At 53.1% G+C, this 24,351-nt stretch carries 28 protein-coding genes; 10 read left to right on the top strand and 18 right to left on the bottom strand.

Annotated features, from left to right (window positions below; all coding sequences use genetic code 11):
- Positions 1 to 14: 14 nt before the first annotated feature.
- From queC to ACJJI1_RS11370, 15 genes are all read right to left on the bottom strand, one after another.
- A complete protein-coding gene (queC, locus tag ACJJI1_RS11440) occupies positions 15 to 692 on the bottom strand; it encodes a 7-cyano-7-deazaguanine synthase QueC (RefSeq protein ID WP_282934224.1) in 678 nt (225 codons plus the stop codon).
- Positions 693 to 727: 35 nt separating this feature from the next.
- On the bottom strand, positions 728 to 1,387 hold the full coding sequence (gene queE / locus ACJJI1_RS11435) for a 7-carboxy-7-deazaguanine synthase QueE (protein ID WP_108731832.1): 660 nt from the start codon (positions 1,385 to 1,387) through the stop codon (positions 728 to 730).
- 106 nt (positions 1,388 to 1,493) lie between these two features.
- On the bottom strand, positions 1,494 to 2,333 hold the full coding sequence (ybgF, locus tag ACJJI1_RS11430; protein WP_444959343.1) for a tol-pal system protein YbgF: 840 nt from the start codon (positions 2,331 to 2,333) through the stop codon (positions 1,494 to 1,496).
- 18 nt (positions 2,334 to 2,351) lie between these two features.
- Positions 2,352 to 2,840, bottom strand: a complete 489-nt coding sequence (locus tag ACJJI1_RS11425; RefSeq protein ID WP_282934229.1) for an OmpA family protein — start codon at positions 2,838 to 2,840, stop codon at positions 2,352 to 2,354.
- Between the two features lie 99 nt (positions 2,841 to 2,939).
- Entirely contained in the window at positions 2,940 to 4,235 is a 1,296-nt protein-coding gene (gene tolB, locus ACJJI1_RS11420) for a Tol-Pal system beta propeller repeat protein TolB (RefSeq protein WP_444936644.1), read from the bottom strand.
- The gene (tolA, locus tag ACJJI1_RS11415; RefSeq protein ID WP_444936645.1) at positions 4,232 to 5,026 is read right to left on the bottom strand and encodes a cell envelope integrity protein TolA; all 795 of its coding nucleotides are present in this window, start codon (positions 5,024 to 5,026) and stop codon (positions 4,232 to 4,234) included. The genes tolB and tolA overlap by 4 nt, the downstream gene beginning before the upstream one ends.
- A 7-nt stretch (positions 5,027 to 5,033) precedes the next feature.
- Complete coding sequence (gene tolR / locus ACJJI1_RS11410; protein WP_282934232.1) at positions 5,034 to 5,465, bottom strand: protein TolR; 432 nt, start codon at positions 5,463 to 5,465, stop codon at positions 5,034 to 5,036.
- Between the two features lie 20 nt (positions 5,466 to 5,485).
- A complete protein-coding gene (gene tolQ / locus ACJJI1_RS11405; RefSeq protein ID WP_413664412.1) occupies positions 5,486 to 6,175 on the bottom strand; it encodes a protein TolQ in 690 nt (229 codons plus the stop codon).
- Between the two features lie 4 nt (positions 6,176 to 6,179).
- Positions 6,180 to 6,584 (bottom strand): tol-pal system-associated acyl-CoA thioesterase, encoded by a 405-nt coding sequence (ybgC, locus tag ACJJI1_RS11400; protein WP_282934233.1) that lies wholly within the window; start codon positions 6,582 to 6,584, stop codon positions 6,180 to 6,182.
- A gap of 12 nt (positions 6,585 to 6,596) precedes the next feature.
- The gene (gene ruvB / locus ACJJI1_RS11395; protein WP_413664411.1) at positions 6,597 to 7,616 is read right to left on the bottom strand and encodes a Holliday junction branch migration DNA helicase RuvB; all 1,020 of its coding nucleotides are present in this window, start codon (positions 7,614 to 7,616) and stop codon (positions 6,597 to 6,599) included.
- A 23-nt stretch (positions 7,617 to 7,639) separates the two neighbouring features.
- A complete protein-coding gene (gene ruvA, locus ACJJI1_RS11390; RefSeq protein WP_444959342.1) occupies positions 7,640 to 8,251 on the bottom strand; it encodes a Holliday junction branch migration protein RuvA in 612 nt (203 codons plus the stop codon).
- Between the two features lie 57 nt (positions 8,252 to 8,308).
- A complete protein-coding gene (ruvC, locus tag ACJJI1_RS11385) occupies positions 8,309 to 8,836 on the bottom strand; it encodes a crossover junction endodeoxyribonuclease RuvC (RefSeq protein WP_444914738.1) in 528 nt (175 codons plus the stop codon).
- A gap of 150 nt (positions 8,837 to 8,986) precedes the next feature.
- Positions 8,987 to 9,730 carry a YebC/PmpR family DNA-binding transcriptional regulator gene (locus ACJJI1_RS11380; RefSeq protein ID WP_282934236.1) on the bottom strand — a complete coding sequence of 248 codons (744 nt, stop codon included), beginning with the start codon at positions 9,728 to 9,730 and terminating at the stop codon, positions 8,987 to 8,989.
- A gap of 105 nt (positions 9,731 to 9,835) precedes the next feature.
- Positions 9,836 to 11,614 carry an aspartate--tRNA ligase gene (gene aspS, locus ACJJI1_RS11375; protein ID WP_282934237.1) on the bottom strand — a complete coding sequence of 593 codons (1,779 nt, stop codon included), beginning with the start codon at positions 11,612 to 11,614 and terminating at the stop codon, positions 9,836 to 9,838.
- 77 nt (positions 11,615 to 11,691) lie between these two features.
- On the bottom strand, positions 11,692 to 11,964 hold the full coding sequence (locus ACJJI1_RS11370) for an FmdB family zinc ribbon protein (RefSeq protein ID WP_282934238.1): 273 nt from the start codon (positions 11,962 to 11,964) through the stop codon (positions 11,692 to 11,694).
- 287 nt (positions 11,965 to 12,251) lie between these two features.
- Here ACJJI1_RS11370 and ACJJI1_RS11365 point away from each other — a divergent pair, with 287 nt between their 5' ends.
- From ACJJI1_RS11365 to ACJJI1_RS11345, 5 genes are all read left to right on the top strand, one after another.
- Positions 12,252 to 12,650: an HU family DNA-binding protein gene (locus ACJJI1_RS11365; protein WP_282934239.1), complete on the top strand. Its 399-nt coding sequence runs from the start codon at positions 12,252 to 12,254 to the stop codon at positions 12,648 to 12,650.
- Positions 12,651 to 12,864: 214 nt separating this feature from the next.
- Entirely contained in the window at positions 12,865 to 14,592 is a 1,728-nt protein-coding gene (locus ACJJI1_RS11360) for a proline--tRNA ligase (protein ID WP_444912136.1), read from the top strand.
- 121 nt (positions 14,593 to 14,713) lie between these two features.
- Positions 14,714 to 15,280 carry a lytic transglycosylase domain-containing protein gene (locus ACJJI1_RS11355; RefSeq protein WP_108731817.1) on the top strand — a complete coding sequence of 189 codons (567 nt, stop codon included), beginning with the start codon at positions 14,714 to 14,716 and terminating at the stop codon, positions 15,278 to 15,280.
- Positions 15,281 to 15,283: 3 nt separating this feature from the next.
- A complete protein-coding gene (locus ACJJI1_RS11350) occupies positions 15,284 to 16,351 on the top strand; it encodes a helix-turn-helix transcriptional regulator (RefSeq protein WP_413664408.1) in 1,068 nt (355 codons plus the stop codon).
- Between the two features lie 178 nt (positions 16,352 to 16,529).
- On the top strand, positions 16,530 to 17,360 hold the full coding sequence (locus ACJJI1_RS11345; RefSeq protein WP_413664407.1) for a sterol desaturase family protein: 831 nt from the start codon (positions 16,530 to 16,532) through the stop codon (positions 17,358 to 17,360).
- A gap of 68 nt (positions 17,361 to 17,428) precedes the next feature.
- Here the strand turns inward: ACJJI1_RS11345 and ACJJI1_RS11340 are convergent, their stop codons facing one another.
- Complete coding sequence (locus ACJJI1_RS11340) at positions 17,429 to 17,833, bottom strand: DUF4345 family protein (protein ID WP_282934243.1); 405 nt, start codon at positions 17,831 to 17,833, stop codon at positions 17,429 to 17,431.
- A 230-nt stretch (positions 17,834 to 18,063) separates the two neighbouring features.
- On the opposite strand from ACJJI1_RS11340, the gene ACJJI1_RS11335 reads away from it, so the two are divergent.
- A complete protein-coding gene (locus tag ACJJI1_RS11335; RefSeq protein WP_444959341.1) occupies positions 18,064 to 18,921 on the top strand; it encodes a peptidylprolyl isomerase in 858 nt (285 codons plus the stop codon).
- On the top strand, positions 18,921 to 19,970 hold the full coding sequence (locus tag ACJJI1_RS11330) for a HupE/UreJ family protein (RefSeq protein WP_444959382.1): 1,050 nt from the start codon (positions 18,921 to 18,923) through the stop codon (positions 19,968 to 19,970). Before ACJJI1_RS11335 ends, ACJJI1_RS11330 begins: the two co-directional genes overlap by 1 nt.
- Positions 19,971 to 20,023: 53 nt before the next feature.
- Here ACJJI1_RS11330 and ACJJI1_RS11325 read toward each other — a convergent pair whose 3' ends face one another.
- The gene (locus ACJJI1_RS11325; protein WP_108731811.1) at positions 20,024 to 20,500 is read right to left on the bottom strand and encodes an Lrp/AsnC family transcriptional regulator; all 477 of its coding nucleotides are present in this window, start codon (positions 20,498 to 20,500) and stop codon (positions 20,024 to 20,026) included.
- A gap of 139 nt (positions 20,501 to 20,639) precedes the next feature.
- On the bottom strand, positions 20,640 to 21,839 hold the full coding sequence (locus ACJJI1_RS11320; protein WP_413664405.1) for a pyridoxal phosphate-dependent aminotransferase: 1,200 nt from the start codon (positions 21,837 to 21,839) through the stop codon (positions 20,640 to 20,642).
- A gap of 670 nt (positions 21,840 to 22,509) precedes the next feature.
- On the opposite strand from ACJJI1_RS11320, the gene ACJJI1_RS11315 reads away from it, so the two are divergent.
- The 3 genes from ACJJI1_RS11315 to ACJJI1_RS11305 all read left to right on the top strand — a co-directional run bounded on the left by ACJJI1_RS11315 (position 22,510) and on the right by ACJJI1_RS11305 (position 24,262).
- The gene (locus tag ACJJI1_RS11315; RefSeq protein ID WP_444959340.1) at positions 22,510 to 23,103 is read left to right on the top strand and encodes a S41 family peptidase; all 594 of its coding nucleotides are present in this window, start codon (positions 22,510 to 22,512) and stop codon (positions 23,101 to 23,103) included.
- Positions 23,090 to 23,440, top strand: coding sequence for a S41 family peptidase (locus ACJJI1_RS11310; RefSeq protein WP_413665841.1), 351 nt, complete (start codon positions 23,090 to 23,092; stop codon positions 23,438 to 23,440). The genes ACJJI1_RS11315 and ACJJI1_RS11310 overlap by 14 nt, the downstream gene beginning before the upstream one ends.
- Positions 23,441 to 23,629: 189 nt before the next feature.
- A complete protein-coding gene (locus ACJJI1_RS11305; RefSeq protein ID WP_444959339.1) occupies positions 23,630 to 24,262 on the top strand; it encodes a 2OG-Fe dioxygenase family protein in 633 nt (210 codons plus the stop codon).
- The last annotated feature ends 89 nt before the right edge of the window (positions 24,263 to 24,351 follow it).

The raw sequence follows: 24,351 nt of genomic DNA, 5'->3' as shown, positions 1-24,351 counted from the left end.
GCGCCAACGGCCAATTAAGGTGCGTAGACCGTGGGGTCCTCCAGGCCGGCCTCGGTGAAGCCGGCAGCCCTCAGGCGGCAACTGTCGCAGCGACGGCAGGCAGCCCCATCTGGCAAGGCTTGGTAGCAGGACACAGTTAAACTGTAGTCCACCCCTAAGCGGGTTCCTTCGGTAACAATATCCGCCTTGCTCATGTCCATCAGCGGCGCACGTATAGACAGCTTATTGCCCTCGACACCGGCCCTGGTAGCCAGGTTGGCCATCTTCTCGTAGGCCTCAATATATTCTGGGCGGCAATCCGGATAGCCGGAGTAGTCCACGGCGTTCACACCCACGAAAATATCCTGGGCACCCAGCACCTCAGCCCAACCCAGGGCAATAGACAGGAATACCGTGTTTCGCGCCGGCACATAGGTCACCGGAATACCGGAGGTTTCCTCTTCGGGTACTTCAATAGAGTCATCGGTCAACGCCGATCCGCCGATTGAGCGCAGGTCGAGCTTAACCACCTTGTGCTCAACGGCCCCCAAGTCCTTCGCCACCTTTTGCGCAGCCAATAGTTCTGCCTCGTGACGCTGACCATAATCGAAGCCCAGGGCATAACACTCGTAGCCCTCAGCGCGAGCCATGGCCAGTACGGTGGCTGAGTCCAGGCCACCGGATAGCAAGATTACTGCTTTCTTTGCTGTCATTTTTTCCTCTTTTCTTGATGTGGCGCAGCGGCGCTTTAAACCCCTGGGATGTCGCCCCACAACAGCTTGTGCATTTGCATCTGCATACGCACCGGTAACCCATCTTCCAGTATCCATTCAGCTAGCTGGCGCGGCTGCAGCTGCTCGTAACTGGGGGAGAAAAGCACCTCCCCAACCCGCTCAGGTATGCGGTACTGATCCAGGGTAAATCGAGCCCAGTCGTAATCCCCGCGATCACAGATCACAAACTTGATCTGGTCCTGGCGAGTGAGTACTTGCATATTCTCCATACGGTTGCGGTGCTGCTCCCCAGAAGCCGGCGTTTTCAGGTCGACCACTCTCGACACCCGCTCATCCACTTTATCCACAGGCATAGCGCCACTGGTCTCGAGGGACACCGCATAGCCCGCATCGCAAAGCGCCTTCATCAGTGGGAAACAATTGGGCTGGGCCAGGGGTTCACCACCGGTAACACACACATGGCGAGCAGGATGGCTTTGCACCTGCTGCAAAATCTGCTCCAGCGTCATGCGCTCGCCGCCGTAAAAGGCGTACTCGGAGTCGCAATAGGTACAGCGCAATGGGCAGCCCGTCAGGCGCACAAACACCGTAGGAAGGCCACTCTCTCGCGCCTCTCCCTGAAGGGAGTAGAAAATTTCACTGATTCTGAGTGATTCTTTGGAAAGATCGGTCATACACACCCAACACAAAAACGCCCGAGTGGCACATGCCACCCGGGCGCGGGATCATAGGCTTTTTCTGCTCAAAAAACCAGCGATGGCAGTCAGTAGCGACTGAAGGCTACTGGAAGTTCTCCTGCAGATACTTCTTCGCCAGATTCGACGCTCTGGCGTCACTGGCTGCCACCTGCTCCAGCAGGTTGCGGGCTTTTTGCTGGTCGCCCAGCTGGTGATAAACAGTACCCAGCTTGTAGCGGCCATCCCAGACTTTACTGGAATTCGGGTAACCGTCGAGGAGGGCTACGAACCACTCCCGAGCCTCTTCCAGGTTGCCTTGAACCAGTGCAATCTCACCCAGCCAGTAATTCGCATTCGGGGCGTACTGACCATTGGGGAAGTCCTGCAACAGGCTTTTGAACTCTTCACTGGCGCCGCCGTAATCGCCATTGCGGGCCAAGCCAAAGCTGGCCTGGTAGCGGTCGCGCTCGCTCTTGCCGTCTTTCGGGCCCTGGGGTTTAGGCGGCATTGCTGAGCCCCCCTGCCCTTGCACGGACGAAGCACCGCCTTCAGCGGTAGACGGCGGCTGAGCCGCTGGCTCTGTACCACTCAGGCGCGCAATACGCCGGTCCAGATCCATATAATCTTCGGTGCGCTGCTGCTTGAGACGCTTGATCTCATGGCGCAACTCTTCAACTGTGCCACGCAACTCCCGCACTTCCTGCTGCAAAACCTGCATTTGATAGTAGGCTTCGGCCTGGGGGTTGCCCTGGGCTCGGGGTGGTGACATACCGGCGCGGGCGAGCTGTGTCGGAGCACTGCTTTCCACTTCATCGGTATAAGTAATGGTCGACTGGTCCTGGCTTTTAGAAGACAGGTCTACAATCGGGGCCTGGGAAAATACCGGCGATGCCGCAGTCATTACTGCTGCGGCGATCGCTAGTTTTCTAATCGTTAAAGCCATTGGCATCCATTTTTACGATTAGTTAATAACAACGCGACGGTTCATCGCACGGGCAGATTCGTTAGAACCCATTTGAGCCGGACGCTCTTCACCGTAGCTGATTACTTCCAGGTTAGCTGCGTCTACGCCTTGCAGTACCAAAAAGTCGCGAACGGCATTGGCACGACGCTCACCCAGAGCCAGGTTGTACTCGCGAGTACCCAGTTCGTCAGCGTGGCCTTCCAGGCGAACAGAACCGGCAGCAGCGCGCATACGGTCAGCGTGACGGATCAGCAGCTCACGGGTTTCAGGCTTCAGCAGGGACTGGTCGAAATCGAAGTAAACTACGTTTTCCAGAGGTGCAACTGTCTCGGTTGGCGTGGTATCAAAATCTGTGGTTTCAACCGCAGTTTGATCTGCCTGGTCCAGGGTCTCCTGGCTGCCTTCGGTGGTGTCAGTGCTGCTACAACCAGCCATAACTGCCAATACACAGGCTAACCCAAGGCCTGTTTTTACTGATTTCAACATAAGCTACTCCGCTTTATATATAGTGTTATCGAAAATCCTGAAAGATTTCTACTTGCTCTAATTCACACCCTTCGCTTAAGCGCGTCGGGCACCCCCGCCTTATTCAAAGTACGGCGACCAGGCCGGTTCACGGACATCACCCCTCTGAGAGGGCAGGTTGTACTTCACCCCGGCATCCAGCGACACCGCTGCCAGAATACCTTTATCCCCACGTTTGGTAGCGTACATCAACATGGCCCCATTCGGCGCGATACTAGGGGATTCGTCCAGCGTAGTCTCCGTAAGGACACGCACTCTGCCCGAGTTGATATCCATCGTAGCGATGGTAAATACGCCCCTATTACGATGCACCATCACCAGTGTCTTTCCATCGGGAGAAACACGGGGCCGCGCATTGTAATCGCCATCGAAGGTTAAGCGGTCGACTTGACCAGTGGCAAGAGTCAATTGGTAAATTTGTGGCTTCCCTCCCCTATCGGAGGTGAAAACCAGTGATTTACCATCTGGCATCCAGTTCGGCTCGGTATCAATGGAGAAGTGCCTTGTCATTCTTGTCAGCTTATTACTGACCAGATCCAGCACGTAGATCTCCGGGTTGCCGTCCTTGGAGAGCACCATCGCCAGTTTGGTTCCATCCGGGGACCAGGTCGGCGAGCTGTTGATGCCCTTGAAGTTAGTTAATTGCTTGCGCGCACCCGTGCGCAGGTTCTCGCGGAAAATTGCCGGGCGCCCGGTTTCAAAGGAGACGTAGGCGAGCTCCTGGCCATTGGGGGACCACATGGGAGACATCACCGGCGCGCTAAAACGGCGGATTTGCTTGGCGCGAGCACCATCGATATCGGCACGCATCAGCAGATAGCTGGGCTTGCCGCCACGGGTCTCTTCCTGCACATACACCATTTCGGTGGAGAAGGCACCACGAATACCGGTGACGGCTTCAAAAATTTCATCGGCGGCGCGGTGGGCGATATCCCGCAGCTGGGTCTGGCCGCCGCGCACTTGCTTGGTAAACACCTTGTGCTGCCCAAACACATTGACCAGATCAAAAGTGAGTAGGTAACCAGTGGCCTGAGGCTCAATGCGGCCGGTCACTATGTATTCGGTGCCGAGGATACGCCAGTCGCGGAATACCACGTCTTCCGGGGCCTTGGGGAAAGACAGCATGTCCTCCTTGGGCACAGGGGAGAAAAGGCCACTGCGGCGCAAGTCTGCGGAAATAATCCCGGAAACATCTTCCGCCAGTACCCCGCCACCAGACCAGCTGAATGGAGATACGGCGATCGGCGTGGGGTCATCGATACCACTGGTAATATCCACCACCAGCTGGGCTCGAACTCCCAGGCTTACCGAGGCGACTGCAAAAATAACAATTGTTTTCAATAAGCTCTTGATCATTGGCGCAGATCTTCGGGTCTAAAGTTAACTATAGTTGTACGGACTTCCCGCTCAAATATCACCGGTTCCTCTCTGGCCAACTCGGCTACTTCGGGAAAAACTTCCACCTTTTTAATGGCGGTGAGTACGGAGCGATCGTAAGCCGCATTTCCGCTACTCTCGATGATATTAGCTGCCACCACCCGGCCGGTGGGGACAAAGTTTATTTTTACCGTGGTTAGCATACCGTTACGGGCGCTGGGTGGACGACTCCATACACCTGCAATATGTCGATTGATCGCATCACTAACCGAAGCTAAAGCCTGTTCCGCCTCGGGGGCATCTAGCAGGTCCTCTTCATCCTGAAGTGCCTCGTCAAAGGAACTCTGGCGCTCTTGGGCTAGCTTCTCCTTCAGCTCTTTTTCTTTGCGCGCCTTCTCTTGCTGCTCTTTCTCGCGACGGGCCTTCTCTGCCTGTGCCTTGCGATCAGCTTCGACTTTCGCTTTGCGTTTCTTTTCCGCCTCGAGCTTTTTCTTCTGCTCCAGGGCTGCGCGGCGCTTACGTTCGACCTCAGCCTTGCGTTTTTGCTCCGCCTCGCGCTCAGCACGCTGTTTTATTTTATCGACCTTTTTCGGCAGTTTCTTCTTCGGTGTTGCCGCTTCAATCGTCACCAGCTTGGCCTGCACAAACTTTGGCATCGGTTTGCGCTCAGGCATACTGCTGGCTTCCCAGCCGTAGGTCATGGCAGCTATCAACGCCCCGTGTAACACGAGGCTGATAATGATCGCCAATGCATAAAAGCCTTTATTCACCGGCACCCTACCCCTGAGGTGGCTCTGTCACCAGGCCGACGCTGGGCGCTCCCGCCTGCTGCAGTTCGGTCATGGCATTGACGATCAGGCCGTAGCGGGCCTCGGTGTCACCCCACACCAAAACCGGGGTTCCCGGCTTTTGGCGCAATACCTTAGCGACCGTTTGTTTAATCTCTGCGAGCGGCTTGGCGCTCTTCTCGTCAGTCCCCAGATTTAGGTAATAGGTGCCATCGGAGCGCACAGAAATAATCAGCGGCTCCTCATCGGTTTCCTCCATCGGCGCCGAGGGCGCGTTTGGAAGGTCGACTTTGACCCCCTGCATCAACAATGGTGCCGTGACCATAAAGACAATTAGCAGCACCAGCATTACGTCAATGTAGGGCACCACATTGATCTCGGAGACCAGCTTCTTTTTGGTTCCCTTGCGAAACACACTCATAGGGTTCGCCTATTCACTACTCAGCCGGAATGCACTTTGCGGTGCAGGATAGAGGAAAACTCCTCGGCGAAAGTTTCGTAGCTGGACAACAGCGACTCCGCTTTGGCGGAATAACGGTTAAAAGCCATCACCGCAGGAATTGCTGCAAACAGGCCCATAGCCGTAGCCACCAACGCTTCACTGATACCAGGTGCGACCGTAGCAATAGTGGCCTGGTGCATAGTGGCGAGACCACGGAAGGAATTCATAATCCCCCACACGGTGCCAAACAGACCGATATAGGGACTGACAGAGCCTACGGTTGCCAGGAACGGCAGGTTCATTTCCACCTTTTCCTGCTCCCGGGACATAGCCACACGCATGGCCCGCTCAGTGCCTTCCATCACCGCTTCAGGGCCGCTGCTGCCCTGTTGGCGCAGACGGGTAAACTCGGTAAAACCGGCGCGGAAAAGGGACTCAACACCATCCGTCTTGCCTTTTTCCGCTCGTTCGTTACCTTCGCGGAAGAGTTTGTTCAGGTCGGCACCGGACCAAAAGCGGCGTTCGAAATTGTTCAGGGAGCGCTTGGCCTGGGACAGGTAAAGCCCGCGCTGGATAATCATCACCCAGGACACCACAGAGGCCAGTAACAGCAGCAGCATTACTAACTGTACCAACAGGCTGGCGTTCTGGATTAGCCCCCAAAGAGAAAGTTGTTCACCGGCGTTCATCTTCTTAAATAACTGCCTTTAATGCTGAATAAATAGGTTCCGGCAGGGCACAGGGCCTGCGGCTGTCGTCAGCGACACAAGCAACTTTGACCACACCTTCGCAAATTAGCTCATCGCCGCGCCAGATTTTTTGCTCAAAAGTCACTGCGGCCCGCCCCAGTTTGCCAATCGAGGCCGTAGCGCGCAATGCATCATCAAGAAGTGCGGACTTTCGATACTGGATCTCGGCGGAGTGCACCACCAGTAACAGACCCTGTTCTGGCATCGCCGGCTTATCATACCCGAGGGAGCGCAGCAGTTCTGTGCGCGCGCGCTCCATATACTTCAAATAATTGACGTAATAAACGATACCACCTGCGTCGGTATCCTCGATATAAACCCGCAGCGGAATACTGAAAACTTCCTTCACCCCATCCTCTCTCTACTTATTATCGGGCTTCGGCAGGCCGAAGTGCTCGTAGGCCAGGCCGGTCGCCACTCGCCCTCGCGGTGTACGGGCGATATAACCCTGCTGAATCAAGTAGGGCTCTAACACATCTTCCAGGGTATCCCGCTCTTCACTGACTGCTGCAGCGAGACTGTCCACCCCCACCGGTCCACCATCGAACTTCTCGATCATGGCCAATAGCATACGGCGATCCAGCTGGTCGAAACCACGGGAATCCACATTGAGCATATTAAGAGCGGCATCGGCAATGCCGGAATCCACGGCACCATCACCTTTAACTTCGGCGTAATCACGCACGCGGCGCAGCAGGCGGTTGGCTATTCGGGGGGTACCCCGAGCGCGACGAGCAACTTCGAGAGCACCACCTTCATCCATCTCCACTCCCATCAGGCCAGCGGAGCGACGGACAATACTGGTGAGATCCTCAACGTTATAGAACTCAAGCCGCTGGACGATGCCGAAGCGATCCCGCAGTGGCGAGGTAAGCAGGCCTGCCCTTGTGGTGGCGCCCACCAATGTGAAGGGTGGCAGGTCGAGCTTAATCGAACGCGCCGCAGGTCCTTCGCCGATCATAATATCCAGCTGGTAATCTTCCATCGCCGGATACAGTACCTCTTCTACATGGGGGCTGAGGCGGTGAATCTCATCGATAAAAAGCACATCCCCCGGCTCCAGGTTAGTCATCAACGCAGCCAGATCGCCAGCCTTCTCCAGTACCGGGCCCGAGGTGGTCTTAATGGCCACTCCCATTTCGGCGGCGATGATATTTGCCAGGGTGGTTTTACCCAGCCCCGGCGGGCCGAATACCAGGGTGTGATCCAGGGCCTCTTTGCGCAGCTTGGCAGCCTGAATAAAGATCTCCATTTGCTCCCGCACCACTGGCTGACCCACATAATCATCCAGGGTTTTGGGGCGCACGGCGCGGTCGTACTGCTCTTCCTGGCCCGAGGGGCCCACGGGCTCCGGTGCCACCAAACGGTCGGCTTCGATCATTGCAACAACTCCAGGGCCTCAGATTAAGCGGGGGCCATTCCCTTAAGGGCCAGGCGAATCAAAGTCGCACTATCGGCATCCGGCTGCTCCTTGCTGGCGCGGGCCACCATTTTACTGGCTTCAGTGGGCTTGTAACCCAGAGCCGCCAGGGCGCTCTCCGCTTCACCGGTGTGATCCACCTTGGGCTCGGCAGCAGCGGCCATCAGGGGGATATCGTTGGCGTCGCCAAAATCCGGGGGCAATTTATCCCGCAGCTCCACGATCAGGCGCTCAGCAGTCTTTTTACCGACGCCGGGGACTTTGACCAGCGCCGCTACATTATCCTCCGACACACAGCGGGCCAGGGCAGCGCCGTCCAGCCCGGATAAAATAGCCAGGGCCATCTTGGGACCCACTCCACTCACCTTGATCAGGGTGCGAAACAATTTGCGGTCCCCATCGCGAATAAAGCCATACAACTGCTGGGCCGTTTCGGACACTGCCAAATGGGTGTGCAACTGTACCGGCTGCCCCAATGCGGGCAGCTCAAAAATCGTGGTCATGGGTGCGAGCACTTCATAGCCCACCCCTTGTACATCCACCAACAACAGGGGCGGCTGCACTGCGGCCAGGGTACCGCTCAATCTTCCAATCATGTGTTATTCCAGGTTTATATTGTCTGCGCCCTTTATGGGGCCAATTCTACCAGCCGATCACACGCTCAGGCGGCCACGACGAAAACGACTGCGCGCACCGCCAGCGGTAAATACCAGGGTTTGTTCGGTATGCATATGACACAGAGCTACGGCAAGTGCATCGGCGGCATCCTCCTGCGGTGATGCAGGTAGGGACAGCAGGGTTTTCACCATATGCTGGACCTGCAATTTATCCGCTCCACCGTTACCGACCACTGCCTGCTTCACTTTGCGAGCTTCATATTCGGCTACTGCCAGACCGCTATTTGTCCCTGCCACAATAGCTGCCCCCCGGGCCTGCCCCAATTTCAGGGCGGAGCCGGCGCTCTTGGACATAAAAACATTTTCAATTGCCATCTGAGCAGGCTGGTATTGCTGCGCGATCTGGCTCACTGCATCAAATATCAGTTTGAGGCGCTCAGGCAGGGGACCTTCGGGAATACGAATCACCCCGCTGGCCACATAGCGAGCCTTGCCCCGCTCCACATCGATAATTCCATAGCCCGTTTTTCGCGAGCCGGGGTCAATACCCAGGATTCGGGTCAAAAGGCAGCTCCCCAAATATCTGTATGTTTATATAGTGGTGGGAGTGTCCCAAGGTGAACAGGAAGCGTCAAGGGAGGGGGAGTAAGAAGGGCTTGAAAAGATAAAAAACCAGAGGCGGGACAGTAGCCGCCTCCAGTTACGGAACCGGCTTTAGCCCAGCTCCTCCATCACCTCTGCCGGAATATCCGCATTGGTGTAAACGTTTTGCACATCATCCAAGTCTTCCAGCATCTCGATCAGAGCGAGTACTTTTTCAGCACCGTCTTTATCCAGCGGAATCGTGGTGGACGGAATCATGGCAATTTCGGCACTGTCCGGGGTAAAACCGGCTGCAACCAGGGCGTCCTTAACCGTCAGGTAGTCCTGGAATTCAGTGGTAACTTCAACACTGCCGTCATCGTTGGATTCGATATCCTCAGCCCCGGCTTCGAGAGCTGCGTCCATCAACGCATCTTCATCCACTCCGGTCTCATAGAACATCTGACCTTTGCGGGTAAACAGGTAGCTTACGGAGCCGTCGGTGCCCAGGTTGCCACCGCGCTTGGTGAAGGCGTGACGCACTTCAGCCACGGTGCGGTTGCGGTTGTCAGTCAGGCACTCCACCAAGACCGCTACACCACCAACGCCGTAGCCCTCGTAAACTACGGCTTCGTAGTTTTCACCATCCGCATTGCCAGCACCACGGGCGATAGCTTTGTCGATGGTATCGCGCTTCATATTGGCGCCCAAAGCCTTATCGATAGTGGCGCGCAGCGCCGGGTTATCGTCCGGGTTTGGACCCGATTTGGCGGCTACCGTCAACTCGCGAATGATCTTGGTAAAGACCTTGCCCCGCTTGGCATCCTGAGCTGCTTTGCGGTGCTTAATATTGGCCCATTTACTATGTCCGGCCATTTTCCGTCTCTCTTCAGTCAGTGCGTAGGATGGGCCAAAGAGCGAAGCGAATCGCCCATCACTACGATTGGATAGGCCCGCTTCGCTCGGCCCATCGGGGAAAAATCAGCTGATTTTCTCTTCTTTTTGTCGCAGGCGAATACTCAGCTCACGCAGTTGTTTCGCATCTACAGCACCCGGGGCATCTGTCATCACACAGGCGGCGCTCTGGGTTTTCGGGAAAGCGATAACATCGCGAATTGAGTCACTGCCGGTCATCAACATCACCAGACGATCCAGGCCAAAGGCCAGGCCACCATGGGGCGGCGCACCGTATTTGAGTGCATCCAGCAGGAAGCCAAACTTCTCGCGCTGCTCTTCAGCATCGATACCCAGGATGCGGAATACCGCTTCCTGCATCAATTGGTCGTGGATACGAACAGAACCACCGCCCAGCTCGGTGCCATTGAGCACCATATCGTAAGCGCGGGAAAGTGCTTCGAGCGGATTCTTTTCCAACTCTTCCGGGGTACAGGAAGGCGCAGTGAAGGGGTGGTGCAACGCAGTCAGGCTGCCGTCGTCATTTTCTTCAAACATTGGGAAGGCGACAACCCACAAAGGCGCCCACTCGCTGGTGTACAGATCCAGGTCTTCACCCAGCTTGCAGCGCAATGCACCCAGAGCTTCGGAGACAATCTTGGCCTTGTCCGAGCCGAAGAAAAGAACATCACCGTCTTCCGCTTGCAGGCGATCAAGAATGGCTGCACGGGTTTCAAGCGGCAGGAATTTAACGATTGGCGACTGCAGACCATTTTCCAGGTCAGAGCGATCGTTAACCTTGATGTACGCCAGGCCCTTGGCGCCATAAATACCAACAAATTTGCCGTAATCGTCCAGCTGCTTGCGGGTCAGTTTCTTACAACCGCCAGGTACTTTAATCGCGGCAACACGTCCCTTCGGATCATTGGCCGGCCCGGAGAATACCTTGAAGTCCACCTCGGTCATCAGGTCCTTGATCTCCACCATCTCCAGCGGAATACGCAGGTCCGGCTTGTCGGAACCGTAGCGCAGCATCGCTTGGTAGTGGGTCATACGCGGGAATTCACCCAGATCAACACCCTTAAGCTCTTTAAACAGCTTGCGAACCATGTTCTCGGTGATCGACATGATTTCCTCTTCGTCGAGGAAGGAGGTCTCAATATCGATCTGGGTAAATTCAGGCTGGCGATCAGCGCGCAAATCCTCATCGCGGAAACACTTAGCGATTTGGTAGTAGCGATCGAAACCGGAAACCATCAGCAACTGCTTAAACAGCTGTGGTGACTGTGGCAGGGCGAAGAACTTGCCCTCGTGAGTGCGGCTCGGCACCAGATAATCCCGGGCACCTTCTGGGGTGGCGCGGGTCAGGATTGGGGTCTCGATATCGAGGAAGCCGTGCTCATCCAGGTAATTGCGGATTGCGGTAGTCAGCTTGGAACGGAAATACAGGTTGTTCTGCATTTCGTTGCGGCGCAGATCCAGATAGCGGTATTTCAAGCGGATATCTTCACCCACCTCGGTGTGCTCATCCAGCTGGAAAGGCACTGTCTCAGCAGTATTGAGGATCTCCAGCTCTGTGCCGTAAACCTCAACTTCGCCGGTCACCATATTGGGATTCACGGCCTCTGGGGCACGGGCGCGCACACGACCTGTCACTTTAAGCACATATTCGCTGCGCACGCGATCGGCCATCTCGAAGTGTTCGGCCGCATCGGGGTCGAACACCACCTGTACAATTCCCTCGCGGTCGCGCAGGTCGATAAAAATCACTCCGCCGTGATCGCGGCGGCGGTCGACCCAGCCACAGAGGGTTACTACGCGGTCAATGTCCGCAGAACGAAGGACGCCACAGTAATCGCTGCGCATGGATGAAAATTCCCGTTATCGATAGGTGAAAAGATTAGTTAGAGGGTACACCGCACGGACAGCCCCGCACAGCTCGCCTAGGCCGTCTTTGCCGCCGCTGTGCCAGACTTGTCGCTTTTGGCCTTACCACTGTTGGCAGAGTCACCGCCAGCGAGGTTTTTCTTGCTACCAGTTTTAAAATCAGTCTCATACCAACCAGCGCCCTTCAGGCGAAATCCAGCCGCTGAGATTTTCTTGCGCAGCTCGGCCTTCTCGCAAGCTGGGCAGTCTTTGAGCGGGTCATCGCTCATCCGCTGCAAAGCTTCCATTTCATGGCCGCAGGCATTGCACTGGTATTCATATATCGGCATTACACAGTACCTGGTGCTTAAAAAAAGGGGGAGAGAGTATACATGAGGCCTACAGAGGTAAGAAGCTGCACGGGTCTTTTCCCTGGGTAAAGCGTCCCATAAAGGCGACGTGAGGCTAAAAAATGTAAAAAAAGCACTATTTTTCTAGTATTTCTTCGTGCGGCCGAACAAAAACTATATATACTTCCCCCATCACCCGCTGAGACACCCGTAACGGATGCAGCGCAGCGGGAGAAAAAACACACTTTTACCGGATATATACCGAACAACAAAGAAGGAAGTAAGCCATGGCTGTCTCCAAGAAAGCTGCTACTAAAAAGGCCCCGGCAAAGAAAGCTGCGGCCAAAGCTGCACCGGCCAAGAAAGTAAAAGCAATCAAGGAAAAGTACACTAAGACTCAAGTACTTAATCAGATTGCAGAAAGCACTGAGCTGTCCCGCAAGCAGGTTCAATCTGTTCTGGACGAGCTGAACGATATCATCGAAGGCCACATCAAGAAGCGCGCAGTTGGCGAATTCACCCTGCCGGGCCTGATGAAAATCACCACCGTGAAAAAGCCAGCTAAGAAAGCTCGCAAGGGTATCAACCCGTTCACCGGTGAAGAGACTACCTTCAAGGCGAAGCCTGCCAGCATCCAGGTTAAAGTTCGCCCACTGAAGAAGCTGAAAGAAATGGCAGAGAACTAATACACTCTGTAAAGCCTCAGCTTAAAAACCCCGCTTATGCGGGGTTTTTTATTCACTCCCATTCCAAGCCAGTGCCCAGGCACCTGCTAAATAGATACCCCGGTATAGCAAAAGGCAATCCGCTTTGAGGCAATACTGCCCCCAGGCAATATTTATTGCCCAGCGAATAGCGTAAAATAGCCAGCTTACCCGTAATAGAATCCATATAATTCCTATGCGCGCATCTCGTTATCTCATCGCAACCCAAAAAGAAACTCCCAACGACGCAGTGGTGATCAGCCATCAGCTGATGCTGCGTGCCGGCATGATCCGCCGTCTGTCTTCAGGTCTCTACACCTGGCTGCCCACCGGGTTGCGGGTGTTGCGCAAGGTCGAGCGTATTGTTCGCGAAGAGATGGACCGCGCTGGCTCCCTGGAAGTACTGATGCCGGTCGTGCAGCCGGCAGAGCTTTGGGAAGAGTCCGGCCGCTGGCAGCAGTACGGCCCCGAACTCCTGCGCATCAAGGATCGCCACAACAATGACTTCTGCCTGGGCCCGACCCACGAGGAAGTCATCACCGACCTGATCCGCGGTGAAATCAATAGCTATAAGCAGTTGCCCGCCAATTTCTACCAGGTGCAGACTAAATTCCGCGATGAAATCCGTCCGCGCTTTGGCGTAATGCGCGCGCGCGAATTCACCATGAAGGATGCCTACTCCTTCCACGTGAACGAGGACTCCCTGCAGGAAACCTACGATATTATGCACGGCGCATACTGCCAGATTTTTGAGCGCATTGGCCTGGACTACCGTCCGGTGCTGGCAGACACCGGTTCAATCGGTGGTTCCAGCTCTCACGAATTCCACGTGCTGGCGCAGAGCGGCGAAGACGATATCGCCTTCTCCACAGAATCCCGCTACGCCGCCAATGTCGAATTGGCAGAAGCGGTTGCCCCAGCTGGCGAGCGCCCTGCTCCGTCGCAGGAAATGCAGGAAGTTCATACGCCGAACCAAAAAACCATCGCCGATGTCAGCGAGTTTTTGAAAAGTGATCCCGCCCACTCAGTAAAAACCCTGATTGTTCTGGGCGAGTGCGAAGAGGGTGAAACCGCTCCATTAATTGCCCTGGTACTGCGTGGCGATCACGAGCTGAACGAATTAAAAGCAGAGAAGCTGGCTGGAATCGCCAGCCCTATTCAGTTCGCCTCGGAAGAGCGCATCGCCGAAGAACTCAGTTGCAACATTGGCTCCCTGGGCCCGGTGGGCATAAAGATCGAGACTGTTGTGGATCGCTCTGCAGCGCACCTGGCAGACTTTATCTGCGGCGCCAATCGCGATGACTACCACTTAACCGGTGTGAACTGGGGTCGCGATGTGGAGTTGGGCCGCGTCGAAGACCTGCGCAATGTAGTGGCAGGCGACGCCAGTCCCGATGGCCAGGGCACCCTGGAAATCAAACGGGGCATCGAGGTCGGCCACATTTTCCAGTTAGGCGACAAATACAGCCGCGCTATGAATGCCACAGTACTGGATGAAAACGGTAAAGAGCAGGTTATGTCCATGGGCTGCTATGGCATCGGCGTTTCCCGTATCGTTGCTGCGGCCATTGAGCAGAACCACGACGACTCAGGGATTATCTGGCCCACTGCGATTGCACCTTTCCAGCTGGCGATTGTGCCAATCAATATGCACAAGAGCGATGTGGTAAGGGAAAAGTGCGAGCACCTGTATGAGTCCCTGCGCAGCAAGGGTATTGATGTATTGCTGATGGACGAAGCCAAAGCGCGACTGGGTGCTATGCTCGCCGATGTGGAGCTGATCGGTATTCCCCACCGCATTGTTATCGGCGATCGCGGCCTGGAAAAAGGTGTGGTGGAATATAAAGGTCGCGGAGATGCGGAAAGCCAGGAGTTTGCCGTATCCCAGCTCGAAGAAGTGTTATTGGAAAAATTTAATCAATAATTGTCGAGCCGCCCGGTCTGCCCCCAAGCAGGCCGGGACCTCTTACGGCAAAAGTGCTTTTTATCGGCGGCGTCACAAAATCACGCTGCCCATTTTGCCGGGCTTTTCGTAGAATCACCCCATGATAAAAAAAGCCACCGCCCTCTTGTTGCTCTGCCTTACCTGCTGTGCCGCCCAGGCTCAAAGCAGTAGAGCCGAGATCGACCCGGAGTTGCGCCTCGCCCTGCAGGACGCAGTTACCCAGGCCGACAGCTTTGTGGACCGCTTCGATGCGGAAGTGTGGCTAATGTCTAAATCCCAGCCTCTGTCCCGCTATATCAAAGATCCCAAGCGGCGGATGCACGTACTGAAAGCAGTCCACCGGGAGGCAACTCGGGCCGGGCTGCGCCCGGAAATTGTATTGGCGGTTATCCAGATTGAGAGTGCTTTTGACCCCTATGCGATATCCCGCGTTGGCGCTCTGGGTATGATGCAGGTAATGCCATTCTGGAAAAATGAAATCGGTCGACCCGACGATAACCTGATCGATATGGACACCAATCTAAGGTACGGATGTACCATTCTTAAACACTACATCAAGAAAGCCAAAGGCAATCTAGCCAACGCCCTCGCCTATTACAATGGTAGCTACGGCCGCCATACTTATAGCAGCAAGGTCCTGGATGCCTGGGCCGAGCGCTGGAGATAAACGATGACCGCCGGCTACTTATTTTTCTCCGGCGGTGCATGCGCTCTTCTTTTATTGGCGGCAACCAAGGTTGCTATACATCACTACCGGCTTGTTGCCGGGCGCTGCTTACTGGCCCTGCTGATAGCCGTGATCTGCTATTTACTCTGGCCCATCCTGCCACAACTGAGTGGACCTACTGCGCTCTTGCTTAACCTGCCAATTACTCTGATTCCCGCAATTTTTTGGCTGTTTACTCACCTGTTATGCCGCGAGGAAGAGCCTTTTCCCCTGTGGGGCTGGATTCCGATTGGTATTACCCTGGTCATCGGCATAGTCGCCTACCACGCACCATTGCCATTGACGTCAGATCAGCAATCCCCACTATTTACCCTTTCGCAGCTACTCAAACTCGGTTTAATCAGCCTCGGCCTACTGACACTACAACGACAGTTTCATCTGGACTTGGTCGCAGAGCGCCGACGCCTGCGCACAACCCTACTTATCGCCGTCGGCGCCTATATGCTGGTAGTAATTGGCGCAGAATCTATCTTTGCTTACCGCCCGCTTCCCAACGGTGTACCGACACTGCACGCACTATTTGCCAGCCTGTTGTCACTGGTTGCCTGCCTATGGTTGCTGGCCCTTTCCCCCAGCGCTCTGGGAGAATCCCTGCCGCGCCCGAAGAGGAGCGAGCCAGAGGAGGAAGAACAGCCTTTAGCTCCGCCACCTGAACTGGATGAACAACAGCAAACCCAGCTGCAAAAATTACAGGAACATATGCACAACGGTGGTTATCGCCATACCGGACTCACCATCAGGGAGCTCGCGGAGCAGTTGGATATTCGCGAACATGTGCTTCGTGTGCTGATTAATCGCCATCTGGGTTATCGCAATTTTAACGAATACCTAAATCAGTTTCGTATTGATGAAGCCAGCAACCGGTTGGCAGATCCGGAACAGGCCCATTTGCCAGTACTCACCATTGCTCTGGACATCGGCTATCGCTCCTTGAGCCCATTTAACGCTGCTTTCAAGCGCCGTCACAGCCAAACCCCCACTGAGTACCGCCGGGAAAAGCTGCCCGCCTGAATCTCCTCTCCTGAAAGAATCCGTCAGCATTTTTTCATATTCCGTAAGCCCGCAAAGTAAAAGGCTCCCAGACTGGGAGCGCGGTGAAAGCGATTTTCCCGCTGCGTGCCCGGCTCACCGAGACCCGATTTAACACCGGTGAGTCTCCCTTCAATAGAAGAATAATGATGGTGAGAATATGGATTTTTTAGTCGACATATCCCAGGACGGAGCCAAACATTTCCAGTTGAGTTTATTTCGCTATGTGCTGGCCGCTTCAGTAATGAGTATTTTGGCCGGCTGGCTGTTTCGCACCTGGATGAACCGGCGCCGTATCCAAAAGCGTCGTGCCGAGTGGAAAGATATTCGGCGGGAGGTGAGTTATTCACTATTAACGGTGTGTATCTTTACCCTGGTAGGGATTATTACCACCATGATGCACGATCTGGGACTGACCAAATTTTACTGGCAGTGGAGCGATTATCCACTCTGGTGGAGTATTGCCAGCCTGCCAGTAGTGATTTTGATCCACGACGCTTATTTTTACTGGACCCACCGAGGTATGCACCATCCCAAGGTGTTTAAACACTTCCACCGCCTACACCATCAGTCCAGAACACCCACGCCCTGGACGGCATACAGTTTTTCCGTAGGTGAAGCGGTCCTGATGGGCGCTTTCTCTCCCCTGATAGCCCTGATACTGCCACTTAATCCAACTATTTGGTTCACCTTTTTATTTATCAGCATCTTCCGCAACGCCATGCTGCACACTGGCCGCGAGTTCCACCCCCGCAGCTGGGTCGACGGCCCTATGGACAGGCTCACAACCACGACTCACCACGACTTGCACCACCAGCGCTTCCAGGGTAACTACGGCTTTTACTTCACTTGGTGGGATCGCTGGATGGGCACAGAATTTAAGGACTACAAGCAAGTCTTCCGGCAAGCAGTGGATGGGCAATTACACGGGGGAGAAAAAGAGGTGGAAATAGACAACAGCGCAGCAGAAGGCGCAAAAGCTCACGCTTAACCCACTCAAATCACTTAAATGGGCGCCGGGGTTCTCCCGGCTCCTTTCTACTAGCCGTAACAACCGTGTTAATGGCCATGCTGCAAAGGCAACCAGCGGGATTCTCGGTAACAGTAAAGTCCCCAGATCACAAAGACGACTTCGATAGCAAAAAGCACTAAATTGCGCTGATCAAAACCACTGATAAATAACATTCCGTAGAGGCGCCCAAGAGCGAAGCCGATATAGGCGATAGACATCGCAGCGTAAGCAACCCTGCGGTGCGGGCGCATAGCCAAAGCCACCAGTAGAATCACCGCAATGGCCAACATAAACCCGCCATAAGTGGCCATAAACTCGGGCATGGCTTCGGGGGTATCAAATGAAAAATCCACTTCATTCGCAAGGCTCTGCGGTTTAAACAGGGCCCAGAGGCCAATAGAAGCAAAAACCAATAGATTGAGTGTCAAATAGACTCTTCCCAAATATTTCAATCGATTCTCCCCTCTAATTTCTGTTACTCACCCCTACACAAGGGGAACACCGCTTTGGAGTACTGTCACAGTATATATGAGCCACACCCCGCCATACGCCGGAACAATTCACCAATTTGGTACAAAGCGATGGATTTATCAATATTTTCTTACTGGCAAACTGAGAATGTCTTTCCATAATTAGAATCCACAGCGCAACTCCGACCCACTCCAAAATAAGGGCCGCGCTTTTGAATACCACTACCTTCCTCAAGTCATTGGCGAAAGAGCCCCTGCTGTATTTTATTGCGATCGCCCTAATCCTATTGGGATTGGGAGAAATCCTGGAACTGCCTGCACAAGAGATTGTTATCAGCGAGGGGCGCGTCGAACATCTACGTTCGGTGTTTGAGCGCAAGTGGCACAGGTACCCCACTGATAGCGAGCTGGAGCAACTTATTGAGAATTACCTAAGAGAGGAAATACTTTACAGGGAAGCGCTTGCCCTGGGATTAGCCGAGAACGATACGGTAATCCGCCGCCGCCTACGAATGAAAATGGAACTTACGGCGCGTAATTTCGCTGACACTCAAGACCCAGGCGATCGCGTATTGGAGAAATTCCTTCAAGGTCAGGCTGATAAATACTGGGTTCCCCCCACCCTATCTTTCCAACAACGATTTTTCTCAGTGGATCTGGCCTCATCAGATTCACGTGATTTTAACGACTTACTCATGCAGCTAAACAGCGGTCAGGCTTCACCAATCATTGGAGACTCAACCCTACTGCCAGCTGCTTTTATCGACACTTCAGAGCCACGAATAGACAGGCAATTTGGGCTGGGATTTTCCGCTCAATTGTCCAAGTTGCCTATTGGCAAGTGGAGTGGTCCAGTCCGCTCGACCTTCGGCGATCACTTGGTCCTCCTTGAGGAAATCAAGTCCACCCAGCTACCGGCATTGGCTGAAATACGCAGCCGCGTACTAAATGATTGGCAATCCCAGGCGCAAAAGAAGATTCTGCAGGAGCAGTATCTCCAGTATCGTAAAAACTACGAGGTCACTGTCCACAAGCCGGATAACTTCTCAGCCGAGGTTGCCGTCAAGTGATGCACATCCGGCCACTCCTGTTCATTCTGCTCCTCAGCTTTACCCCAATACTATCTTCCCACGAACTGCGCCCGGCTTACCTGGGCATCACTCAAGTTGATGCACAATTATTTAAAGTACTTTGGCGATTGCCCGCACAAGGCGATCTTCGCCTCGCTCTGAATGTCCATTTGAACCAAGCTGCCTCTCCCCTAAGCCAACCCAGAGCGCAAATAAGTAAGGGCTACTACACAAAGCACTGGACCATCCATCACCCCAGGGAGCTACAACAGCTGTCGATTCATATCGATGGCCTACAGAGCACTATGACCGATGCGCTAGTGCGGATCTCCTGGTTGGATGGGCGTGAGCAAGTTATCCGACTGACACCAGACCAGCCAGAATGGACCCTTGACCAACCCACTAGCGAGTTCCAAGTCGCCCAAACTTACTTTGTGCTGGGCGTTGAACATATTCTTCTCGGTGTCGATCACTTGCTGTTCGTTTTGGCTCTGATCTTACTCAAACAAAGCCTTCGCCAGCTGATCGGCACTATCACTGCTTTCACTATCGCCCACAGTATTACCTTGGCAGCTGCCGTACTGGGTTATATCCATCTGCCGTCGGCGCCAGTGGAGGCGATTATCGCCCTCAGTATTTTACTGGCAGCCAGAGAAGCTGTACGCCAGGGGCATGGTGTTTTCAGTTTGACCAGTCGCTACCCTTGGGCAATTGCCTTTGCTTTTGGACTTTTACACGGTTTGGGTTTTGCCGGTGTACTGGGGGAAATTGGGCTTCCCCAGGGGGCTATTCCCCAGGCATTACTGACTTTTAATTTCGGTGTGGAAGTGGGGCAATTAATATTTATCACTGCTGTTCTTACAGCAATCAACTTGTATCAAAAGCTCCTTAAACTCTGGCTAGGGTATGCCATTCGGAACCGCGAACAATACTCTTTCGGGGAGGGTGGAGGTATCGGAATACCAGTCGCTACGGTGGTCGCGTATACGCTGGGGGGCATTGCCTGCTACTGGGTGATTGAGCGCAGCCTGCTTATTGTTTTCCCATAACAGAGAACATTAACCGGCGCCCTGCAAATCACGGGCACCGGTTAATTTAAGGCTCAGTCCTGAAACAAGAGTTCCAGTGGGTAGCCGGTAAAAGGCTTGGTTTTCTCAATCACCAAATGAGAAGTCATACGGGAAATCGCCGCCTCTTCATTGGCCAACAACTGCTCTGAGACTCGATTAAAATCTGCCGCGTCCGGGCAGACGAAATGCAGCATATAGTCGAACTCACCAGACATCTTCACACAGGAAACAATCTGTGGAATATCGCTAATAATGCGGCGAAAGTTCTCACTGGTACGGGCATCCTGCCGCTTAAGCGCAACGTTTACATAAAACTCTGCATGCCGAACTTTATCCAGGTTTATCTCGGCAAAGAACTCGCGGATATAGCGCTCACTGGTCAGGCGTTTAACCCGGGCCAGGCAGGCACTTTCCGATAATCCAATTTTTTCACTCAAATTCAGGTTACTTGTACGTGCGTTTGATTGCAGGGCCTGCAAAATACGCAAATTATGCCGGTCAATTTTCACGGAGCTATTTTCTTTTGAATCTGAAAGGGGGCAAGGATAGCGGTATTCGCCGGTGGCATAAACATTACAGCCACCGGCATGGGAAACTTGTCATCACTTCAAAGGCGAATTTGGCGACAACCAGCCTCCCGGCAAAGGCCTAACCGGCCTGGCGGTTACCACTGGTGACGAACTGTTCAATGCGATCCAAGGCCCGCGACAACTCGGCCTCATCAGCCGCCAGGGTGAGGCGAACATGATTCACTGAACTGCTACCAAAGGGCGCGCCAGGCAGTACCGAGACCCGCTCAGCATCCAAAAGAGCTTCAGCGAAGGTTTGCCCGGAGCTGGATACCTTGGAGACATCCACCATTACAAACATCCCAGCCTCAGGGCTGTAGCAACTCAAGCCTGGTATCTGGCCAATCCTCTCAACAATCAGGTCTCGACGCTGCTGATAGGCATCCCGCATCTGCTTGACGAAGTAGCTATCAAACTCCAGGGCAAAGGCTGCAGCCTCCTGGATGAACTGAGGGCATCCAAAAATTGTCGCCCCTGCAAAAGCAATCAAACGATCTACCAGGGGACCACGAGCCACTGCCCACCCCAGGCGCCAGCCACTCATGGCGTGGGATTTGGACAAGCCATCAACCACAACAATATTATCCAGCGACTCCGCTGCCGTACGCAGAGAGGTGTGGCGGCGGGCAAAGGTGATCATTGAATAAACTTCATCACACACCAGCCAAATATTGCGCTCGCGGCAGTATGCCGCCAACTCGCGCAATTGTTCAGGGGTAGCCATCGCGCCAGTCGGGTTTACCGGCGTATTGATCATAACGACCTTGGTCTGCTCACTGATGGAGGCCTTGATAGCGTCAACATCAAAAGCGAAATTGGTCTCCGCCGGGCAAGTCACTCGCTTTACGGAGAGGCGCAAGGCATCACAAATGGGGACATAGCCGATATACATCGGCTCGGGAATTACTATCTCCTCACCGGGGTTTAGCAGGCAGGCAAGTACTGCGTAGATAGCGTTGGTTCCACCGGGGAAAACAACAACATCATCCGGATTACAGGGGTGGGGAGAGACCTTGCTCTCGATATCCGCGATAGCCCTGCGCAACATTGGCTCCCCGGCCGCAGGGGAATAGTGGGTGCGCCCCACTCCCAGGCGAGCGCGGGCAAAGTCGAGGATCGGCTCGGGGGTGTCAAAGTTGGGATCACCTACACAGAGAAAGATGACATCCTCCCCTTTATTGGCGAGATCGTGAGCCCGGTCACTCACAGCCCAAACATTGGCGTCCTCACCATTCAAAGCCTCACTTTGCAAGCTGAACCTGGGGGTAAAATTTGTCACGTTTTTCACTATTTAGCAGCCATTTATAGGGGCTAAGGTAACAACCATCTGGGTAATCGGTGCCGCTATATGACCGTCAATTTCGCATTAGAGGGAGCTTTTCTCAGGTATTCCCGCAGATAATGCGGGGGCCAGTGTGTTCGCGCGGATCGCGACTAGAAATAGATTTTTAGTCTCAGTTACTCAGGTCGATCCTGGCGCCCCAGAGAGAGCGAGTAATGAGTAAAACTCAAGCAAGGTATCACCCCATCCCACTGCAATTGAACACTATTAACCGGAGCCAGGAAAATCCCAGGGCTATGGACAAAGCTTCATTGCGATGTTCTTTTTTGACATCCCGTCCGCGCCCCATGCCCCTTTCACCTGGCTCGCAGCAATCTCCCTCAAGTTTTCGCTGTATTTAGATTAACTTTAATCTTCAAAGATGGAGGGCAAGCTCCAATCCCGGTATAGGTGCGAAACTGGCCCCTTAGCGCCTCTGGATATGCTTAATGTTAACCAGCTTTGGGCTTCCGAGACTATCTATTACGACTTGATTGCGTGTTATCGTTAACACCTGAAAACCAATAAGTAAATATAAATCATGGATAAGATGAAACAATTACTAACCTAACTTTTGCTCTCCTGTTCACTTACGGCAATCGGCGCTGAAATTTCTCAGGAAAGGAAGTTGGAGCTTGTTAATTCTATCGAGAAAAAGATTGCCTCCAACTATGTCTTGCAAGAAAACCTGGAAGCTATTCACTCTTCATTAGATAAAGTTGCAGAATCAGAGGCATTCAGACAAGCCACTGATACAGAGTCAGTGGCTGGAATTATTAAATCCGATTTAACAAATCATGATAAACACTTTGGTGTAAGCTGGGATGATCCAGAATCTCCCCAACAGCAGCCGAAACACGATGATTGGTTTAGTAAGCTCAGTAGAAAAAATTCTGGATTTACCCGAGTCGAAGTTTTAGAGGGTAACATCGGCTATATTGATTTCTGGGGGTTTGACCATGTTAACGAGGAGTCCCAAGGTCGAGTGGCTGCAGCTATAGTGTTAATCCAAGATACTAGCGCTATTATTTTTGACCTGAGAAAGAATAGTGGTGGCAATGGCTTTATGGGCGGCCTTATCAGCGGTTACCTTTTTGATAAACCCACCCACCTCAATAGCATCCACTGGAAGCCAGCGGGCAATATTACAGAGATTTGGAGTCAGGAAAAGGTTCAGGGTAAAAAGGTAGCAAGCTACCCCGGTATATATATTAACCAGTAGCGATACCTTCTCAGCAGCAGAGGCCTTTGCGTACTATTTAAAGCACCTGGACCGTGCAACCATTATTGGAGAGGCTACCAAAGGTGGGGCAAATCCCTGGCAGTACTTCTCCCTTGAGAATGGCTTTACAATAGCAATCCCTATCGCCAAGGCAGTTAATCCGATTACCAAAACTAACTGGGAGGGGACTGGTGTAAAACCAGATATCGAGACATCTCGGGAGAAAGCACTTTCAACAGCCTATAGACTCGCTTTACAAGAGGCCAAAATCTCTACTGCACACCCGGAACATTTAAAAGAAATCCAGCAAAAGCTACAAGATCTCGTTAGCCTTTAAATTACCTCACCCTCCTTACAATAAGTATTCAGTCTATTAAATCAGGAGGGAGGCCTAGTCATTAGCCTCCCTTCCCAGATTAATTTAATATCTTACAAAAAAAACGGCGTTTAAAAATTTTGAAGAACAGTCATTCACATTAAAATTCTAATGTAAACCTCATCTTATTCGTATTATGAGGCAAGTCAGATGTTTCAGTTTACCCAAATTCGTAGACATATCCCTGAGGATCTTGAGGACAGCTTTGCTCGACTCCCTCCAGATGAATATTTAAAATCCCAATATTCATATCGTTATCGAACATATTGCTCAGGATTATATCGTGGCAACTCAATCGAATGGAACTCTAGTACCACTTTCATGCAAAGTAAAACGATTAACAAATACCTCGGGGATATAGAGCGTCACTACCCCGCACTGGAACCAAGTGCTAAAATATTTTCGCAGAGCATTGTAAGGCACCTAGTATCCAGCCAATATATACCGGCAAACGAGTATCAGGTCGGATGCCACCAGATAAGAGTTCGTGCTACAGATGAATTCAACGCTTATCCCACCCCTGAAGGTTTTCACCAAGATGGGTTTGACTATGTAGCGATTAATTGTATTAATAGGAATAATGTCAATGGAGGCGAGTCATTCATCAGCAGCTTGGATGAAAATGAAATTATATTTCATGGCACACTAACCCCAGGAAAAGCTTTAGTTTTGAACGACAGGTCACTCAAACACTACGTAAGCCCCATCACCCCTCTTTTTCCAGGGGAGGCTGTTAGAGATGTTGTGGTAATTACATTACACAGCAATACAATCAATATATAAAAATATGAAGTTTACCCAATCTAGATCACAGGGAATTATTTTTAGATCCAAAAGACTGGCCATCCAAATCAGTCTACCTTTATCTCTAT

It is taken from the genome of Microbulbifer maximicatervae (SeqCode), assembly GCF_052467065.1.
This window is presented reverse-complemented; position numbering and strand designations above follow the sequence as displayed.

What these genes read in the sequence shown, in the direction of transcription:
- queC (WP_282934224.1), bottom strand. Translation starts at nt 692, where the DNA reads ATGACAGCAAAGAAAGCAGTAATCTTGCTATCCGGTGGCCTGGACTCA.
- queE (WP_108731832.1), bottom strand. Translation starts at nt 1,387, where the DNA reads ATGACCGATCTTTCCAAAGAATCACTCAGAATCAGTGAAATTTTCTAC.
- ybgF (WP_444959343.1), bottom strand. Translation starts at nt 2,333, where the DNA reads ATGGCTTTAACGATTAGAAAACTAGCGATCGCCGCAGCAGTAATGACT.
- ACJJI1_RS11425 (WP_282934229.1), bottom strand. Translation starts at nt 2,840, where the DNA reads ATGTTGAAATCAGTAAAAACAGGCCTTGGGTTAGCCTGTGTATTGGCA.
- tolB (WP_444936644.1), bottom strand. Translation starts at nt 4,235, where the DNA reads ATGATCAAGAGCTTATTGAAAACAATTGTTATTTTTGCAGTCGCCTCG.
- tolR (WP_282934232.1), bottom strand. Translation starts at nt 5,465, where the DNA reads ATGAGTGTGTTTCGCAAGGGAACCAAAAAGAAGCTGGTCTCCGAGATC.
- tolQ (WP_413664412.1), bottom strand. Translation starts at nt 6,175, where the DNA reads ATGAACGCCGGTGAACAACTTTCTCTTTGGGGGCTAATCCAGAACGCC.
- ruvB (WP_413664411.1), bottom strand. Translation starts at nt 7,616, where the DNA reads ATGATCGAAGCCGACCGTTTGGTGGCACCGGAGCCCGTGGGCCCCTCG.
- ruvA (WP_444959342.1), bottom strand. Translation starts at nt 8,251, where the DNA reads ATGATTGGAAGATTGAGCGGTACCCTGGCCGCAGTGCAGCCGCCCCTG.
- ACJJI1_RS11380 (WP_282934236.1), bottom strand. Translation starts at nt 9,730, where the DNA reads ATGGCCGGACATAGTAAATGGGCCAATATTAAGCACCGCAAAGCAGCT.
- aspS (WP_282934237.1), bottom strand. Translation starts at nt 11,614, where the DNA reads ATGCGCAGCGATTACTGTGGCGTCCTTCGTTCTGCGGACATTGACCGC.
- ACJJI1_RS11370 (WP_282934238.1), bottom strand. Translation starts at nt 11,964, where the DNA reads ATGCCGATATATGAATACCAGTGCAATGCCTGCGGCCATGAAATGGAA.
- ACJJI1_RS11365 (WP_282934239.1), top strand. Translation starts at nt 12,252, where the DNA reads ATGGCTGTCTCCAAGAAAGCTGCTACTAAAAAGGCCCCGGCAAAGAAA.
- ACJJI1_RS11360 (WP_444912136.1), top strand. Translation starts at nt 12,865, where the DNA reads ATGCGCGCATCTCGTTATCTCATCGCAACCCAAAAAGAAACTCCCAAC.
- ACJJI1_RS11355 (WP_108731817.1), top strand. Translation starts at nt 14,714, where the DNA reads ATGATAAAAAAAGCCACCGCCCTCTTGTTGCTCTGCCTTACCTGCTGT.
- ACJJI1_RS11350 (WP_413664408.1), top strand. Translation starts at nt 15,284, where the DNA reads ATGACCGCCGGCTACTTATTTTTCTCCGGCGGTGCATGCGCTCTTCTT.
- ACJJI1_RS11345 (WP_413664407.1), top strand. Translation starts at nt 16,530, where the DNA reads ATGGATTTTTTAGTCGACATATCCCAGGACGGAGCCAAACATTTCCAG.
- ACJJI1_RS11330 (WP_444959382.1), top strand. Translation starts at nt 18,921, where the DNA reads ATGCACATCCGGCCACTCCTGTTCATTCTGCTCCTCAGCTTTACCCCA.
- ACJJI1_RS11305 (WP_444959339.1), top strand. Translation starts at nt 23,630, where the DNA reads ATGTTTCAGTTTACCCAAATTCGTAGACATATCCCTGAGGATCTTGAG.